We start from the raw sequence: 14,013 nt of genomic DNA on the forward strand, positions 1-14,013 counted from the left end.
CCTAAGTACACGAGCCAAGATTGCCCTGTCTGCGGTCACCGGGAGAAGAGGCCTTTGTGGGTCAGGGAGTTCACCTGTCCCTCTTGTGGGGCCCTTCTCCATCGGGACGTGGCAGCGGCAGTGAACATCTTGGCCAGGGCTCGGACGGAGCCTTCGGGGGCAGGTTTAAACTTGTCCCCGAGAAGCCCTGCTCTTTAGAGCGGGGAGTCGTCACCAGAAGCCGACCTTCCTGGAGGAGAAGGGCCGTGGCCTCCTCTAGCCAGTCCCTGGGGTGGTCTTGCCGGTGGGGCATGGGGAGGATGATGCCCTGGGGGTTCTAACGCCAGGGGAGTCGTTAGATGTCCAGCTCCGCGTAGCGGGCGTGCTCCTCAATGAACTCTCGCCTGGGGGCCACCTCCTGCCCCATGAGCTTTTCAAAGAGCTCGCTGGCCTCGAGGGCGTCCTGGAGGCTCACCCGTTTCAGCACCCGCTTTTCCGGGTTCATGGTGGTCTCCCAAAGCTGCTCGGGGTTCATCTCCCCCAGGCCCTTGAAGCGCTGCACCTCGTAGTTTTTGTCCCCCAGCTCCTTCAGGCGGGCGGCCAGCTCCTCGTCGGAGTAGAGGTATTCCACCTTCTTGCCCACCTGCAGGCGGTAAAGGGGAGGCTGGGCGATGTACACATACCCCTTTTCGATCAGGGGCCGCATGTAGCGGTAGAAGAAGGTGAGGAGGAGGGTGCGGATGTGGCTGCCGTCCACGTCAGCGTCGGTCATGATGATGATCTTGTGGTAGCGGAGGCCCTCCAGGTCAAAGTGGGTGTCCTCCCCCGTGCCCCCGATCCCCACCCCGATGGCCGCCACCATGGCCCGCACCTCGGCGTTCTTCAGGGCCTTGGAAAGCCCGGCCTTTTCCACGTTGAGGATCTTGCCCCTAAGGGGCAAAATGGCCTGGAAGCGCCGGTCGCGGCCCTGCTTGGCGCTCCCGCCGGCCGAGTCCCCCTCCACGATGAAAAGCTCGGCTTCCTCGGGGTTTTCCGTCTGGCAGTCGGCCAGCTTCCCGGGGAGGTCGTCGGACTCCAGGGGGTTTTGCCTGCGCACCAGCTCCCGGGCCTTCCGGGCGGCTTCCCGGGCCTGGGCGGCCCGCAGGGCCTTCTCGTAGACGGTCTTGGCGATGCGGGGGTTCTCCTCGAGGGCCTCCAGGAACTTCTCGTAGACCACCTGGGCCACGGCGCTCCCCGCCTCGGGGTTTAGGAGCTTCCCCTTGGTCTGCCCCTCAAACTGGGGCTGGGGAAGCTTCACGCTCACCACGGCGTAAAGCCCTTCCAAGAGGTCATCCCCCGTGGGCTGGGGACCCTTTTCCTTGTTGAGCCCCGCCTTCTTGGCGTACTGGTTCAGGGCCCGGCTGTAGGCGGACTTGAAGGCGGTGAGGTGGGTGCCCCCATCCCGGGTGGGGATCATGTTGGCGTAGGTGAGGATCTCGGCGGTGTAGCCCTTGGTGTGGATGAGGCCCACCTCCACCTCCACATCCCCTTCCTGCCCCCGGAAGAGGAAGGGCTTCTCGTAAAGAAGCTCCTCCTCCGCTGCCAGGGCCTTGGCAAAGGAGGCCACGCCGCCTTTGTCCAAATAGACGTCCTCCCGCCCATGGATCAGGTCCCTAAAGACCAGTTTGAGCCCCGCCACCAGGTAGCTCACCTCCCGCAGGCGGGCCCGGATCTTGCTGGGATCAAAGGCCAGGTTGCCGAAGATCAGGGGGTCGGGCTTGAAGGTGACCCGGGTGCCCCTTTTGCCCTTAGGGGCCGGACCCACCACGGTGAGGGGCTCGGTGACCTCCCCCCGGCTGAAGGCGATGCGGTGGTGTTTCCCCTCCCGGAAGACCTCCACCACTGTCCATTCGGAAAGGGCGTTGACCACGCTGGCCCCCACCCCGTGCAGGCCCCCGGCCACCTTGTAGGCCCCGCTTTCAAACTTGCCGCCCGCATGCAAGACGGTGTAGGCCACCTCCACCGCGGGCCGGCCCTCTTCCGGCATCACGTCCACGGGAATGCCCCGGCCGTTGTCCTCCACGGTGAGGGAGCCATCGGGGTTTAGGGTGGTGACGATCTCGGTGGCGTAACCCGCCAGGGCCTCGTCCACCGCATTATCCAGAATCTCCTTGAAGAGGTGGTGGTACCCCTCCACCCCCGTGCCCCCGATGTACATGGCGGGGCGGTGGCGCACCCCCTCGAGGCCTTTGAGAACCTTAATGGCGGAAGCGTCGTAGCTCACCCCCTTAGTATACCACAGGACATGGACCAAGAGTTTTGCCTTAAGGATGGGCCTAGGCGGGATGCGCTCCTTCCCAGCTTCCTGTTTCCATTACCGATTATTGGCCTTGCCCCGGACCCGCACCAGCCCGTATGATGCCCGCGGTGCCAGTCCTGGTTTTCCTGCACTCCCTTTTGGCCTTGGTCCTGCTGGTGGCGGTGCTAGGCTTAGCCCTGGTGGGGATCCGGGGTTTTTTCCGCCCCCTGCCGGCACCCTTTTACCGGATTCTAAGGGGTGCCGCCTGGGTGGCCATCCTCCAGGTGGTCCTGGGGTTGGCTCTCCTGGGGGCGGGCCTGAGACCCAAGGACGGCCTGCATCTCCTTTACGGGCTTCTGCTGGCTGCCGGCTTGCACTATCTGGGGGGCCTCGAGCCGGGGGGCTGGTTCTACCGGGGCCTGAAAGACCCCCCTGAGCGCCCCGAGTGGTTCGTGGCTTTGGGCCTCCTCTTTGCCGTGGGGCTGGCCCTTCGCGCCTACTTCACCGGGCGGTAGCCAAGGGCAGCCGGTCCAGGAGCAAATCCCTGGGTACCGGCAGCCTTTCCAGCATCCCCCGGGTGAGGTGGGGCACCGCCTCCCGGTAAAGCCCCCGGTAGTAGGCCTGCACCTGGGGGCTATTCAGGTGGGCCACCAGGGCCGCCGGGTCCACCCTTACCCCCTCCTTGGGCAGGAGGTGGAACTCCTCCCGCCAGGGGTAGGCCCTCCCATCCCAGGCGGCCACCACCCGGTAGTGGCGGGTGTGGGCCACCACCAGGTGGCCTGTGGCGTAGAAGGGCTTAAGGAGGTGGGCGGCCTCCTTGGGGAAGTAGAGGCCGGAATGGGGGGTTTCGTAGTCAATCCAGCCTGGCTTCAGGTTTCTCCCGGTGAGCACCGGCACCAGGCCGGGGCCCGGGGCGGTCCGGGTCAGGGGGTGGGCCTTGATCTCGGGGCTACGGGCGGCAAAGTGGATCCCGAAGACCTCCCCCAAGGCCACCCCTTCCCGCTCCATGGCCAGGGCCGTGGGGTCGGGGAAGCGGATGGGCTCCCCTTGCCAAGAGGGGTCCTCGAGGAGGAGGGCGGGGCTAGGGAAAAGGAGGCCTTCCGCATCGTAAAGCCTTAGCCCCCTTTCCCCCTTGCGGAAGCGGATCACCGTGGCCACCACCTTGACCTCCGGGAAGGGGCGGCCCAGGTAGTAGACCTCCACCCCCCCTTCCCGGGCCAGGAAGGCCCGGAGCTTCTTGAACTCCCCCAGCACCATCCACGAGGCGGGAACCACGTAGACGAGAAGCCCCCCAGGAGCGAGGAGCCTCACCCCTTTCTCCAAGAAGGCCCCGTAGAGGTTGTAGCGCCCGTGCCAGGTGGTAAAGCGCTGGCGGTAAAGCCCGCGCTTTTCCGCGGGGAGCCTGGCCCCGGCCCCCAAGGCCCCGTAAGGGGGGTTCCCCAGGATAAGGTCAAAGGTTCCGTCCGGTTCCCAAAGGAGGAAGTCCGCCACCTGGCCTTCGGCCCAGGGGGGCGGGTCAAAGGCCAGGGGGTCCACCTCCACCGCATGGAAGCGGTAACCGGTGCCCTGGGCTTCCCGGAAGGCCCGGAGGAAGGGGGCGTGGGCGGCGGCAGGCTCCAGGACCCTTCCCCCCTTGGGGGCCTCCGCCAGGGCCACCATGAAGGCCACCAGAGGGGGAGGGGTGAGGACCCGGCCCAGGGTGCGGCTTACCGGCATGGCCAGGGCCCCCAAGGCGGGGGTTAGCGGATGACCCCCAGCTTCCGGCCCACCTTGGCGTAGGCCTCGAGGGCCCGGTCCAGCATCTCCTGGGTGTGGGCGGCGGTGACGATGTTGCGGATGCGGGCCTTTCCCCGGGGCACGGTGGGGAAGCCGATGCCCACGGCGAAAACCCCCTCTTCCAAAAGGAGGCGGCTCGCCGCAAAGGCCAAGGGGGCTTCCCCAAGGAGCACGGGGGTGATGGGGGTTTGGCTCCCCAGGGTGTCGTAGCCTAAGCGGGCCAGTTCCGCCTTGAAGTAGCGGGTGTTTGCCCAAAGCCTCTCCACCCGTTCCGGTTCCTTCTGGATGAGCTCCAAGGCCCCCAAAAGGGCCCCCACCACCGCCGGGGGGTGGCTTGTGGAGAAGAGGAAGGGCCGGGCCTTGTTGATGAGGAGGTCCTTGAGCTCCAAGGCTCCGGCGGCGTACCCCCCCACCACCGCCCAGGCCTTGGAAAGGGTGGCCACCTGGATCACGTCGGGGTCCTGGTGGAAGCCGAAGTGGTGCACCGTCCCCTTGCCCATCTCCCCCAAGACGCCGCTTCCGTGGGCGTCGTCCACGTACACCACGGCCCCGTACCTCTTGGCCAAGGGCACGATGCGGTCCAGGGGGGCGATGTCCCCGTCCATGGAGAAGACCCCGTCGGTGACGATCAGCTTGAGGCCTTCGGTGTCGTGGGCCTGCAGCAGTTCCTCCAGGTGGGCCACATCCCCATGGCGGTAAACCAGGCGGGTGGCCTTGGTGAGGCGGAGGCCATCAATGATGCTGGCGTGGTTCAGCTCGTCGGAGAAGACCAGGTCCCCTTCCTGCAACAAGGCCCCCAGCACCCCCTGGTTGGCGGTAAAGCCTGACTGCAGGACCAAGGCGCTTTCCGTGCCCTTGAAGCGGGCCAGGGCCTCCTCCAGCTCCAGGTGGTAGGTGAAGGTGCCGGCGATGGTGCGCACCGCCCCGCTTCCCGCCCCCCACCTTTCCAGGTACTGGCGGGCCTTTTCCTTGAGGTAAGGGTGGTTGGCGAAGCCCAGGTAGTTGTTGGAGGCCAGGTTCACCACCTCCCGCCCCTCCACCCGGGTGACGGGCTCCTGGGGGGCCTCGAGGACCTTGGGGCGGATGTAGAGGCCTTCCTCCTTCAGCCGGGTGAGCTCCCTCTGAATACGCGCTCTTAGGGATAGGCTCATGGTCCTATCTAACCTTGGAAAGTAGGTTTCTGACAAGCAGTACCGAGGTTATAGAGGAACCTAGAATCTTTGGCAAAGGGAGAAAGCCCTTTTAAGAGTTTTTGGCAAAGGGGAAATCGTAGCAAACCCTTTACGATTTTCAAGTGCAAATGAACACCAAGGGAGTTTGGGGTTGTCTATACTTTGCCCCGACCCCTGGTACAAACGGGGGCAAAAGGAGGTAGCTTCGCGATGCGAAAGAGCGCACTCTCTTTGGTTTTGGTCCTCTTGGCCGCTTGTGCCCCTCAAGTGACGACAAAAGTTGACTCTGGACTTTCCCCAGATAATCCTTATGCTACGTATACGGGGCCTCGGGCTAAGGTAGTGGTGGCGTCGTTTCCATGCAAAGCAGATAAATGCGGGCCTGGTGTAGATTCATCCCAGGTGGGTGCAGCCATTTTGGGTAAGTTTTTCGGCGTGGAGGTTTCCACTAGCCGGGGAGATGTGGGGGCTGGGATTTCTGACATGCTTACCACAGCGCTCATCAACACCAATCACTTTATTGTTTATGAGCGTTCCGTTCTTGAACAGCTGCAAAAGGAAGCGGCGGTGGGCAATCAGGTTCAGCAACTTCAAGGCGCCGAGATCCTTATAACCGGCACTATCACGGCCTTTGAACCCGATTCCGGCGGAACCCGGGGGGGCGGAGGAGGGTTGTTGGGGGGTTTGTTGGGAGCGGTTACGGGTGGTCAAAAGAAAGCGTATGTGGCCGTGGATTTCCGTGCGGTAGATGTTCGTACCGGGGCAGTTGTGGCCGCTTTCCGCGTGGAGGGGGAAGCTTCGGATACGGATTTTGGTGGTTTGCTTGGGGCCCTGGTGCCCGGGGCGGCTTTGGGTGGAGCTCTAAGCCAGTATCAAAAGACCCCTATGGGCAAGGCCCTTGCGGTGATGGTGGGTAAGGCAGTAGAAGAGCTCATTAAACGCATTCCGCCTTCTTACTTTAAATACGGTCCGGATGGTCAACCCTTACCCCAAAGGGGTTGATCTAGAGCTTCCAGGGAAAGCGGCCCCCTAGGGGGCCGCTTTCCCTTGACTAGGTGCAGATGGGGTAAGTATGCTGTATACAGGATGCAGGCCCTAGGCTTCCGCCGGCCCAACCAGGTGCGGGAGGCGGTGTACCGGCACCTGAAAGACCTTCTCCTCTCCGGGCGCTTTGCCCCGGGGGAAAGGCTTTCCGAGCCCCTTCTGGCCCAGGAGCTGGGGGTTTCCCGCACCCCTGTACGGGAGGCCCTCATGCGCCTGGCCGAGGAAGGCTTGGTGGAGCTAGTGCCGGGCCGGGGGGCCCGGGTGCGGGCCTTTAGCCCTGAGGAGGTGGAGGAGGTCTATGGGGTGCGGGCCCTTCTGGAGGGGGAGGCGGCAAGGGAGGCGGCCCTTAGGGCCACCCCTTGGGAGATCGCGGACCTCGAGGCCCACCTCAGGGCCATTGACGAGGCCCCAAAGGAGGACTACCCCGAGCAGATGCGCCGGGATCTGGAGTTCCACCGGGCCCTGGTGCGGCTTTCCGGGAACAAGACCCTCTACCGCCTTTACGAGGACCTGCTTTCCAGCCTGGCCCTGGTGAGGGGTGCCCTCCCCAACCTTTCCCAGGAGGAGACCACCCGCAAGGAACACGAGGCCATCCTAAGGGCCCTGAAGGGGCGGGACCCGGAAGGGGCCAAAAAGGCGGTGGAGGCCCACGTGTACCGCTTCCGCGACCTGGTGGTGGCCAGGCTTAGGAAAGGAGGGATATGAACCTGGACTTGGCGTATCGGCAGGCGGTGCTCTCCGTGGCGGGGAACCCCAGGGTGGAGGCCCTCATCAAGGGGCGGGCCAAGAGCCTGGTGCGGCGCTATGTGGCGGGTGAGACCCTGGAGGAGGCCCTTGGGGTGGCGGAGAGACTCCAGGCCCAAGGGGTGCACGCCATCTTGGACCTCCTGGGGGAGATGGTGGGGAGCGAGGAGGAGGCCCGGGCCTTCCAGAAGGGAATCCTGGAGTTGGTGGGGAGGGTGGCGGGGTACCCCTGGCCCAAGTACATCTCCTTGAAGCTCACCCAGCTGGGGCTGGACCTTTCCGAGGCCTTGGCCCGGGAGCTCCTCCGGGAAATCCTGAAGGAGGCTGAGCCCAAGGGGGTTTTCGTGCGGATAGATATGGAGGACTCCCCCCGGGTGGAGGCCACCTTGCGCCTCTATAGGGCCTTGCGGGAGGAGGGGTTTCAGGGGGTGGGCCTGGTCCTGCAAAGCTACCTCTTCCGCACGGAGAAGGACTTTTGGGAGCTCCTCCCTTACCGGCCCAACCTGCGCCTGGTCAAGGGGGCCTACCGGGAGCCCAAGGAGGTGGCCTTCCAGGACAAGCGCCTCATAGACGCCGAGTTCCTGCACCTGGGGAAGCTGGCCCTTAAGGAGGGGCTTTACGTGGCCTTCGCCACCCACGACCCCAGGCTCATCGCCGAGGTGAAGCGCTACACCGAGGCCATGGGGGTACCCAAGGACCGCTTTGAGTTCCAGTTCCTCTATGGGGTGCGTTTCCAGGAGCAAAGGCGCCTGGCGGGGGAGGGGTACACCGTGCGGGCCTATGTGCCCTACGGCACCCACTGGTACCCCTACTTGAGCCGGCGCATCGCCGAGCGCCCGGAGAACCTGCTGTTGGTGTTGCGCAGCCTCTTGGGGGGCTAAAGGAGGTACGGCATGACGGTGGAACCTTTTCGCAACCAGCCCATTGAGACCTTTGGCACGGAGGAGGCCAAGCGGGAGATGCGGGAGGCCCTTAGGCGGGTCAGGGCCGAGTTTGGCCGCCACTATGGGCTTTACATAGACGGGGCCTGGGTGGACACCAAGGAGAGGATCCTATCCCTCAACCCCTCGGCCCCCAGCGAGGTGGTGGGGAGCACCGCCAAGGCGGGGGTAGCCGAGGCGGAGGCAGCCCTGGAGGCCGCTTGGCGGGCCTTTAGGGCCTGGAAGGACTGGCCCCAGGAGGACCGCAGCCGCCTCCTCCTAAAGGCGGCGGCCCTCATGAAAAGGAGGCGGCGGGAGCTGGAGGCCACCTTGGTCTACGAGATCGGCAAGAACTGGCTCGAGGCCAGCGCCGAGGTGGCGGAGGCCATAGATTTCCTGGAGTACTACGCCCGCCAGGCCCTAAAGTACAAGTACCCCTCGGTGGAGGTGGTGCCCTACCCCGGGGAGGACAACGAAAGCTTCTACATTCCCCTGGGGGCGGGGGTGGTCATCGCCCCCTGGAACTTCCCCATCGCCATCTTCACCGGCATGATCGCCGGGCCGGTGGCCGTGGGGAACACCGTGGTGGCCAAGCCCGCCGAGGACACGGTGGTCATCGCCGCCAAGGTCTTTGAGATCCTCCACGAGGCAGGTTTTCCTCCCGGGGTAGTGAACCTCCTGCCGGGCAAGGGGAGCGAGGTGGGGGCCTACCTGGTGGAGCACCCCCAGACCCGCTTCATCAACTTCACGGGGAGCCTCGAGGTGGGGCTTTGGATCAACGAGAGGGCGGCCAAGCTGGCCCCGGGCCAGCGCTGGATCAAGCGGGTTTTCCTGGAGCTGGGCGGCAAGGACGCCATCATCGTGGACGAGACCGCTGACCTGGAGGCCGCCACCGAGGGCATCCTCATCTCCGCCTACGGCTTCCAGGGGCAAAAGTGCTCGGCGGCCAGCCGTCTCATCGTCACCGAGAAGGCCTTTGAGCCCTTGATGGAGAGGGTGTTGCGGCGGGCGGAGCGCCTGGTGGTGGGCCCCGCCGAGGAAAACCCCGACCTGGGCCCCGTGGCCAGCAAGGCCCAGGAGGAGAAGGTCCTCTCCTACGTTGCGATTGGCCAAAGGGAAGGCCAGCTGGTCCTGGGGGGAAAGCGCCTGGAGGGGGAGGGCTACTTCCTGGCCCCCACCATCTTCACCGAGGTGCCCCCCACCGCCAAGATCGCCCAGGAGGAGATCTTCGGCCCGGTGCTTTCCGTGATCCGGGTCAAGGATTTCGGGGAGGCCCTCGAGGTGGCCAACGGCACCCTTTATGGCCTCACCGGTGGGGTCTACTCCCGCAAGCGGGAGCACCTGGAAAGGGCCAGGCGGGAGTTCCACGTGGGGAACCTCTACTTCAACCGCAAGATCACCGGGGCCCTGGTGGGGGTCCAGCCCTTTGGCGGCTTTAACCTCTCGGGTACCGACACCAAGGCCGGAGGGCCCGATTACCTCCTGCACTTCCTGCAGATGAAAACGGTGGCGGAAAGATTCTGATGCCTTCCCCAGGGGGGCTGGGCCGAAGGCCTTCCCTAGGCTTCGCCGCGGAGGGCTTAAGGGTCTGGCCCAGGCACCCCTGGACGCCAGGGGCGCCTTGGGCTATCCTTGGGGCATGAGCGCCCTTGCCGCCCGCTGGTGGCCCGGCTAGGCCCCGGGGCGGATGGGCTTTTTCCCCGGGGCTATGGGCCCCGGGGCTTTTTGTAAGGAGAGGCATGGAAACCATCAGGCCCTTTGGCAAAACCCTCCTGGCGGACCTGGAAACCCCGGTGACCGCTTACCTGAAGCTTTCGGAAAAGGCCCCGGTGAGCTTTCTTCTGGAGTCGGTGGAACGGGGGAGGCAAAGCCGCTTCTCCATCATCGGGGTAGGGGCGAGGCGCACCTTTCGCCTAAAGGATGGGGTCTTCACCCTCAATGGCCAACGGGTGGAAACCCAGGACCCCTTGCGTACCCTTTACCAGGCGGTCCACGCCTCCCTTGGGCGGCCCGAAGGGCTCCAGGGGGCGGGCCTCCCAGAGCCCGACCTCCCCCCCTTCCTCGGGGGGGTGGTGGGGTATGCCGCCTATGACCTCATCCGCTACTACGAGCGCCTCCCCTCCCTTAAGCCGGATGACCTAGGCCTGCCCGACCTGCTTTTTGTGGAGCCTGAGGTGGTGGCGGTCTTTGACCATATGAAGAACCTTCTGCACCTGGTGGCCCCCGCGCAGGACCTGGAGGAGGCGGAAGACCGCCTCCTTTGGGCGGAAAGAAGGCTTAGAGGTCCTCTCCCGGGGGTGCCTGGGGAAAGGCCAGGGGGGAGGGCCCGCTTTGCGCCCGACATGAGCCGGGAGGAGTACCTGGGGGCGGTGGCCAAGGCCTTGGAGTACATCCGCGCCGGGGACATCTTCCAGGTGGTCCTCTCCTTGAGGCTTTCCTCCCCCCTCACCGTGCACCCCTTTGCCCTGTACCGGGCCCTGAGGAGCGTGAACCCAAGCCCCTACATGGGCTATCTGGACCTGGGGGAGGTGGTCTTGGTCTCGGCCAGCCCCGAAAGCCTCCTCCGCTCCGACGGCCGCAAGGTGGTCACCCGGCCCATCGCCGGCACCCGGCCCCGGGGGAAGGACGAGGAGGAGGACCGGAGGCTTGCGGAGGAGCTTCTTAGGGATGAAAAGGAAAGGGCCGAGCACGTGATGCTTTTGGACCTTTCCCGCAACGACATCGGTCGGGTTTCCGCCTTCGGCACGGTGCGGGTCCTGGAGCCCATGCACGTGGAGTACTACTCCCACGTGATGCACCTGGTGTCCACGGTGGAGGGCATTTTGGCCGAGGGCAAGACCCCCTTGGACGCCTTGGCCAGCGTGCTTCCCATGGGCACGGTCTCGGGGGCCCCCAAGATCCGGGCCATGGAGATCATTGAGGAGCTGGAGCCCCACCGCCGGGGGCCCTACGGGGGAAGCTTCGGTTATCTGGCCTACCATGGGGCCATGGACGTGGCCTTAACCTTGCGTACCTTTGTCATCGCGGGGGGAAGGATGCACGTGCAGGCGGGGGCGGGCATCGTGGCGGACTCGGTGCCGGAAAGGGAGTACGAGGAGTGTTGGAACAAGGCCAGGGCCCTTTTGAAGGCGGTGGAGATGGCGGAGGAGGGGTTATGAGGGTGTTGGTGATCGACAACTACGACAGCTTCACCTACAACCTGGTGCAGTACCTGGGGGAGCTGGGGGCAAGCCCCGTGGTGTGGCGCAACGACCGGTTTGCCCTCGAGGACGTGGAGGCCCTAGACCCCGAGCGCATCCTGATCAGCCCTGGCCCCTGCACCCCCTTGGAGGCGGGGCTATCCCTCCCCCTCATCGGTCGCTACGCCCCCCGCTACCCCATCCTGGGGGTCTGCCTGGGCCACCAGGCCATCGGCATGGCCTTTGGGGGAAAGGTGGTGCCGGCCCCCGTCGTCATGCACGGCAAGGTGAGCGAGATCCACCATGACGGCACCGGGGTTTTCCGGGGCCTTCCCAACCCCTTTCCCGCCACCCGCTACCACTCCTTGGTGGTGGAGGAGGTTCCGCAAGACCTCCTGGTGAACGCCTGGGTGGAGGAGGCGGGAGGGAGGACGGTGATGGGCTTCCGCCACCGCCACTACCCCACCCATGGGGTGCAGTTCCACCCGGAAAGCTACCTTACGGAGGCGGGTAAGATCATCCTCAAGAACTTTCTGGAGGACCCATGGAGACCGTGAAGAAGGCGCTTTTGGGCGAGGTGCTGGGCGAGGAGGAGGCCTACGGCCTCATGCGGGCCATGATGGCGGGGGAGGTTTCCCCGGTGAAGGTGGCGGGGGTGCTCACCGCCATGGCCTTAAGGGGGGAGACCCCTTCGGAGATTGCCGCCATGGCCCAGGCCATGCGGGAGGCGGCCTTGGCCCTGAAGGTGAACCGCAGGCCCCTTTTGGACATCGTGGGCACCGGGGGGGACCACAAGGGGCTTTTGAACCTCTCCACCCTGGGGGCCCTGGTGGCGGCGGCGGGGGGGGTGGCGGTGGCCAAGCACGGGAACCGGGCGGCCAGCTCAAAGGCGGGCTCGGCGGATCTCCTCGAGGCCCTGGGGGTCAACCTGGAAGCCCCGCCCGAGCGGGTGGGGGAGGCCATAGAGACCTTGGGCTTCGGCTTCCTCTTTGCCCGGCTTTTCCACCCCGCCATGCGCCACGTGGCCCCGGTAAGGGCCGAGCTGGGCATCCGCACCGTCTTCAACCTGCTTGGCCCCCTCACCAACCCCGCGGGGGCCGACCGGTACGTGCTGGGGGTCTTTAGCCCCCGTTGGCTTACCCCCATGGCCGAGGCCCTAGGGCGCCTGGGGGCCCAGGGGATGGTGGTCCACGGGGAAGGGGCGGATGAACTGGTCTTAGGGGAGAACCAGGTGGTGGAGGTGGGCAAGGGGGCCTATGCCCTCACCCCGGAGGCGGTGGGGTTGGAGCGCTTTCCCGTGGAGGCCCTAAAGGGGGGCTCTCCGCAGGAAAACGCCCAGCTGGCCACAAGGATTCTCAAGGGCCAGGAAAAAGGTCCCCATGCCCAAGGGGTGGCCCTGGCGGCGGGGGCGGGGTTCTATGTGGCGGGCAAGGTGGCCTCCCTGCGGGAAGGGGTGCGGCTTGCCCAGGAGGTCCTGGCCTCCGGGGAGGCCTACGGGCTTCTGGAGCGGTACGTGGCCTTCCTCAGGGGGTAAAGTTTTGCCAAGGGCTTGATCGGGGCCTCCACCTGGATCAAGGCCCAGGTGAGGTGGCATGACGGGGTCCCCAACCTCGCGAAGCTAGGTTGGGGATATTAGACCCAGCTCACCGCCCCGAAGGTGTCCTCCCTCCTGGGGCTGGTGGAGAAGAGGACCACCGGCACCCCGGTGTACTCCTCAATGAGCTCTAGGTAGCGCCTTAGGGAAGGGGGAAGCTCCTCCCGGCTTCGCACCCCAAGGAGGTCCCCCCAGCCCTCCAGCTCCAGGTAGCGCACCGCCTCCGGGCTGGCCTCCCCGGGCCGGGCCCCGTCCAGGTACTCCACCGCCACCCTCACCTTTTCCAGGCCGGAAAGCACGTCCAGCTTGGTGATGGCCAGGCCGTCAAAGCCATTCACCTCACAGGCGTACTTGAGGGCCACCAGGTCCAGCCAGCCCACCCGCCGGGGCCTGCCCGTGGTGGTGCCGTACTCCCCGCCCTTTTCCCTAAGGTGGTGGGCTAAGTCCCCGCTAAGTTCCGTGGGGAAAGGGCCTTCCCCCACCCGGGTGGCGTAGGCCTTGGCCACCCCGTAGACCTTGGTGATGGCCTTGTGGTTAAGCCCCGTGCCCACCAGGATGCCCCCCACCGTGGGATGGGAGCTGGTTACGTAGGGGTAGGTGCCGTAGTTGAGGTCCAAAAGGGTGGCCTGGGCCCCTTCAAAGAGGAGGCGTTTGCCCCGCTTGAGGGCTTCCCGCAACAGGCTCCCCGTGTCGGCCACGAAGGGGGCCAGGATCTCCCGCATGCGCTGGAGGTCGGCTAGGGCCTTTTCCTCCGTGTCCCAACCGGCCTCCCGGGTGGAGTTGGGCTTTTCCAGGAGGAGGCGGCGCACCCGTTCCCTTAGGACCTCCTCCTTTAGGAGGTCCCCGGCCCGGATCCCCACCCGCCTTGCCCGGTCGGAGTAGGCGGGGCCGATGCCCCGGCCAGTGGTGCCCACGAAGTTGTGGCGGCTTTCCACGTGCTTGTGGTGGGGAAGGACCAGGTGGGCCCGTTCGGAAACCAGCACCTGGGGGTTAAACCCCTCCTTCCTTAGGGCCTCGAGCTCCTCCTGGAAGCGGAAGGCGTCTATGACCATGCCATCCCCCAGGATGTTCACCGCATGGGGGTGGATGACCCCTGAGGGCAGGAGGTTCAGCTTAAAAACCCGCCCCTCGGCCACCACGGTGTGGCCGGCGTTGGCCCCCCCTTGGTAGCGGATCACATAGTCGGCTTCCTGGGCAAGGGCGTCCACCACTTTCCCCTTGCCCTCGTCCCCCCACTGGGCTCCGATGATGGCGACTCCCGGCATCCCCTAAAGCTTACAGAAAAGGGGGGTGTGGGTGGCCATAATCCCCCGGTTTTGAAACCGGG

Annotated in this window: 13 protein-coding genes; 9 read left to right on the top strand and 4 right to left on the bottom strand. The window is 65.5% G+C overall.

All coding sequences use genetic code 11. From position 1 onward, the window contains the following. Nucleotides 1–198, top strand: a 198-nt coding sequence (locus L0D16_RS11315; protein ID WP_279231389.1) for a zinc ribbon domain-containing protein, incomplete at its 5' end; no start/stop codon positions are given. Nucleotides 199–334: 136 nt separating this feature from the next. Here L0D16_RS11315 and L0D16_RS11320 read toward each other — a convergent pair. Then, on the bottom strand, nucleotides 335–2,242 hold the full coding sequence (locus L0D16_RS11320) for a DNA topoisomerase subunit B (RefSeq protein ID WP_243032197.1): 1,908 nt from the start codon (nucleotides 2,240–2,242) through the stop codon (nucleotides 335–337). A gap of 134 nt (nucleotides 2,243–2,376) precedes the next feature. On the opposite strand from L0D16_RS11320, the gene L0D16_RS11325 reads away from it, so the two are divergent. Then, nucleotides 2,377–2,772 carry a hypothetical protein gene (locus tag L0D16_RS11325; RefSeq protein ID WP_243032200.1) on the top strand — a complete coding sequence of 132 codons (396 nt, stop codon included), beginning with the start codon at nucleotides 2,377–2,379 and terminating at the stop codon, nucleotides 2,770–2,772. Here L0D16_RS11325 and L0D16_RS11330 read toward each other — a convergent pair. Both L0D16_RS11330 and L0D16_RS11335 read right to left on the bottom strand, forming a co-directional pair. Continuing rightward, nucleotides 2,759–3,973, bottom strand: a complete 1,215-nt coding sequence (locus L0D16_RS11330) for an Eco57I restriction-modification methylase domain-containing protein (RefSeq protein ID WP_243032209.1) — start codon at nucleotides 3,971–3,973, stop codon at nucleotides 2,759–2,761. The genes L0D16_RS11325 and L0D16_RS11330 overlap by 14 nt on opposite strands. A 23-nt stretch (nucleotides 3,974–3,996) precedes the next feature. Then, nucleotides 3,997–5,184, bottom strand: a complete 1,188-nt coding sequence (locus L0D16_RS11335) for a glycine C-acetyltransferase (RefSeq protein WP_243032219.1) — start codon at nucleotides 5,182–5,184, stop codon at nucleotides 3,997–3,999. A 423-nt stretch (nucleotides 5,185–5,607) separates the two neighbouring features. Between L0D16_RS11335 and L0D16_RS11340 the strand changes: the two genes are divergently transcribed. The 7 genes from L0D16_RS11340 to trpD all read left to right on the top strand — a co-directional run bounded on the left by L0D16_RS11340 (nucleotide 5,608) and on the right by trpD (nucleotide 12,626). After that, on the top strand, nucleotides 5,608–6,207 hold the full coding sequence (locus tag L0D16_RS11340; protein WP_243032222.1) for a CsgG/HfaB family protein: 600 nt from the start codon (nucleotides 5,608–5,610) through the stop codon (nucleotides 6,205–6,207). A gap of 84 nt (nucleotides 6,208–6,291) precedes the next feature. Then, a complete protein-coding gene (locus L0D16_RS11345; protein WP_243032224.1) occupies nucleotides 6,292–6,954 on the top strand; it encodes a GntR family transcriptional regulator in 663 nt (220 codons plus the stop codon). Next, entirely contained in the window at nucleotides 6,951–7,874 is a 924-nt protein-coding gene (locus tag L0D16_RS11350) for a proline dehydrogenase (protein WP_243032226.1), read from the top strand. The genes L0D16_RS11345 and L0D16_RS11350 overlap by 4 nt, the downstream gene beginning before the upstream one ends. 12 nt (nucleotides 7,875–7,886) lie before the next feature. Then, nucleotides 7,887–9,437, top strand: coding sequence for an L-glutamate gamma-semialdehyde dehydrogenase (gene pruA, locus L0D16_RS11355; protein ID WP_243032228.1), 1,551 nt, complete (start codon nucleotides 7,887–7,889; stop codon nucleotides 9,435–9,437). 215 nt (nucleotides 9,438–9,652) lie between these two features. Beyond that, a complete protein-coding gene (gene trpE / locus L0D16_RS11360) occupies nucleotides 9,653–11,071 on the top strand; it encodes an anthranilate synthase component I (protein WP_243032230.1) in 1,419 nt (472 codons plus the stop codon). After that, nucleotides 11,068–11,649 carry an anthranilate synthase component II gene (locus tag L0D16_RS11365; protein ID WP_243032231.1) on the top strand — a complete coding sequence of 194 codons (582 nt, stop codon included), beginning with the start codon at nucleotides 11,068–11,070 and terminating at the stop codon, nucleotides 11,647–11,649. Before trpE ends, L0D16_RS11365 begins: the two co-directional genes overlap by 4 nt. Next, nucleotides 11,637–12,626 (top strand): anthranilate phosphoribosyltransferase, encoded by a 990-nt coding sequence (trpD, locus tag L0D16_RS11370; RefSeq protein WP_243032234.1) that lies wholly within the window; start codon nucleotides 11,637–11,639, stop codon nucleotides 12,624–12,626. Before L0D16_RS11365 ends, trpD begins: the two co-directional genes overlap by 13 nt. A gap of 98 nt (nucleotides 12,627–12,724) precedes the next feature. On the opposite strand, the gene L0D16_RS11375 is transcribed toward trpD, so the two are convergent. Further along, nucleotides 12,725–13,951 carry an adenylosuccinate synthase gene (locus tag L0D16_RS11375; protein ID WP_243032242.1) on the bottom strand — a complete coding sequence of 409 codons (1,227 nt, stop codon included), beginning with the start codon at nucleotides 13,949–13,951 and terminating at the stop codon, nucleotides 12,725–12,727. Between the last annotated feature and the right edge of the window lie 62 nt (nucleotides 13,952–14,013).

It is taken from the genome of Thermus altitudinis (assembly GCF_022760835.1).
Classification (GTDB): Bacteria; Deinococcota; Deinococci; order Deinococcales; family Thermaceae; genus Thermus; species Thermus altitudinis.

Coding starts and splice junctions, on each gene's coding strand:
- L0D16_RS11325 (WP_243032200.1), top strand. CDS start 2,377: ATGCCCGCGGTGCCAGTCCTGGTTTTCCTGCACTCCCTTTTGGCCTTG.
- L0D16_RS11330 (WP_243032209.1), bottom strand. CDS start 3,973: ATGCCGGTAAGCCGCACCCTGGGCCGGGTCCTCACCCCTCCCCCTCTG.
- L0D16_RS11335 (WP_243032219.1), bottom strand. CDS start 5,184: ATGAGCCTATCCCTAAGAGCGCGTATTCAGAGGGAGCTCACCCGGCTG.
- L0D16_RS11345 (WP_243032224.1), top strand. CDS start 6,292: ATGCAGGCCCTAGGCTTCCGCCGGCCCAACCAGGTGCGGGAGGCGGTG.
- L0D16_RS11350 (WP_243032226.1), top strand. CDS start 6,951: ATGAACCTGGACTTGGCGTATCGGCAGGCGGTGCTCTCCGTGGCGGGG.
- pruA (WP_243032228.1), top strand. CDS start 7,887: ATGACGGTGGAACCTTTTCGCAACCAGCCCATTGAGACCTTTGGCACG.
- trpE (WP_243032230.1), top strand. CDS start 9,653: ATGGAAACCATCAGGCCCTTTGGCAAAACCCTCCTGGCGGACCTGGAA.
- L0D16_RS11365 (WP_243032231.1), top strand. CDS start 11,068: ATGAGGGTGTTGGTGATCGACAACTACGACAGCTTCACCTACAACCTG.
- trpD (WP_243032234.1), top strand. CDS start 11,637: ATGGAGACCGTGAAGAAGGCGCTTTTGGGCGAGGTGCTGGGCGAGGAG.
- L0D16_RS11375 (WP_243032242.1), bottom strand. CDS start 13,951: ATGCCGGGAGTCGCCATCATCGGAGCCCAGTGGGGGGACGAGGGCAAG.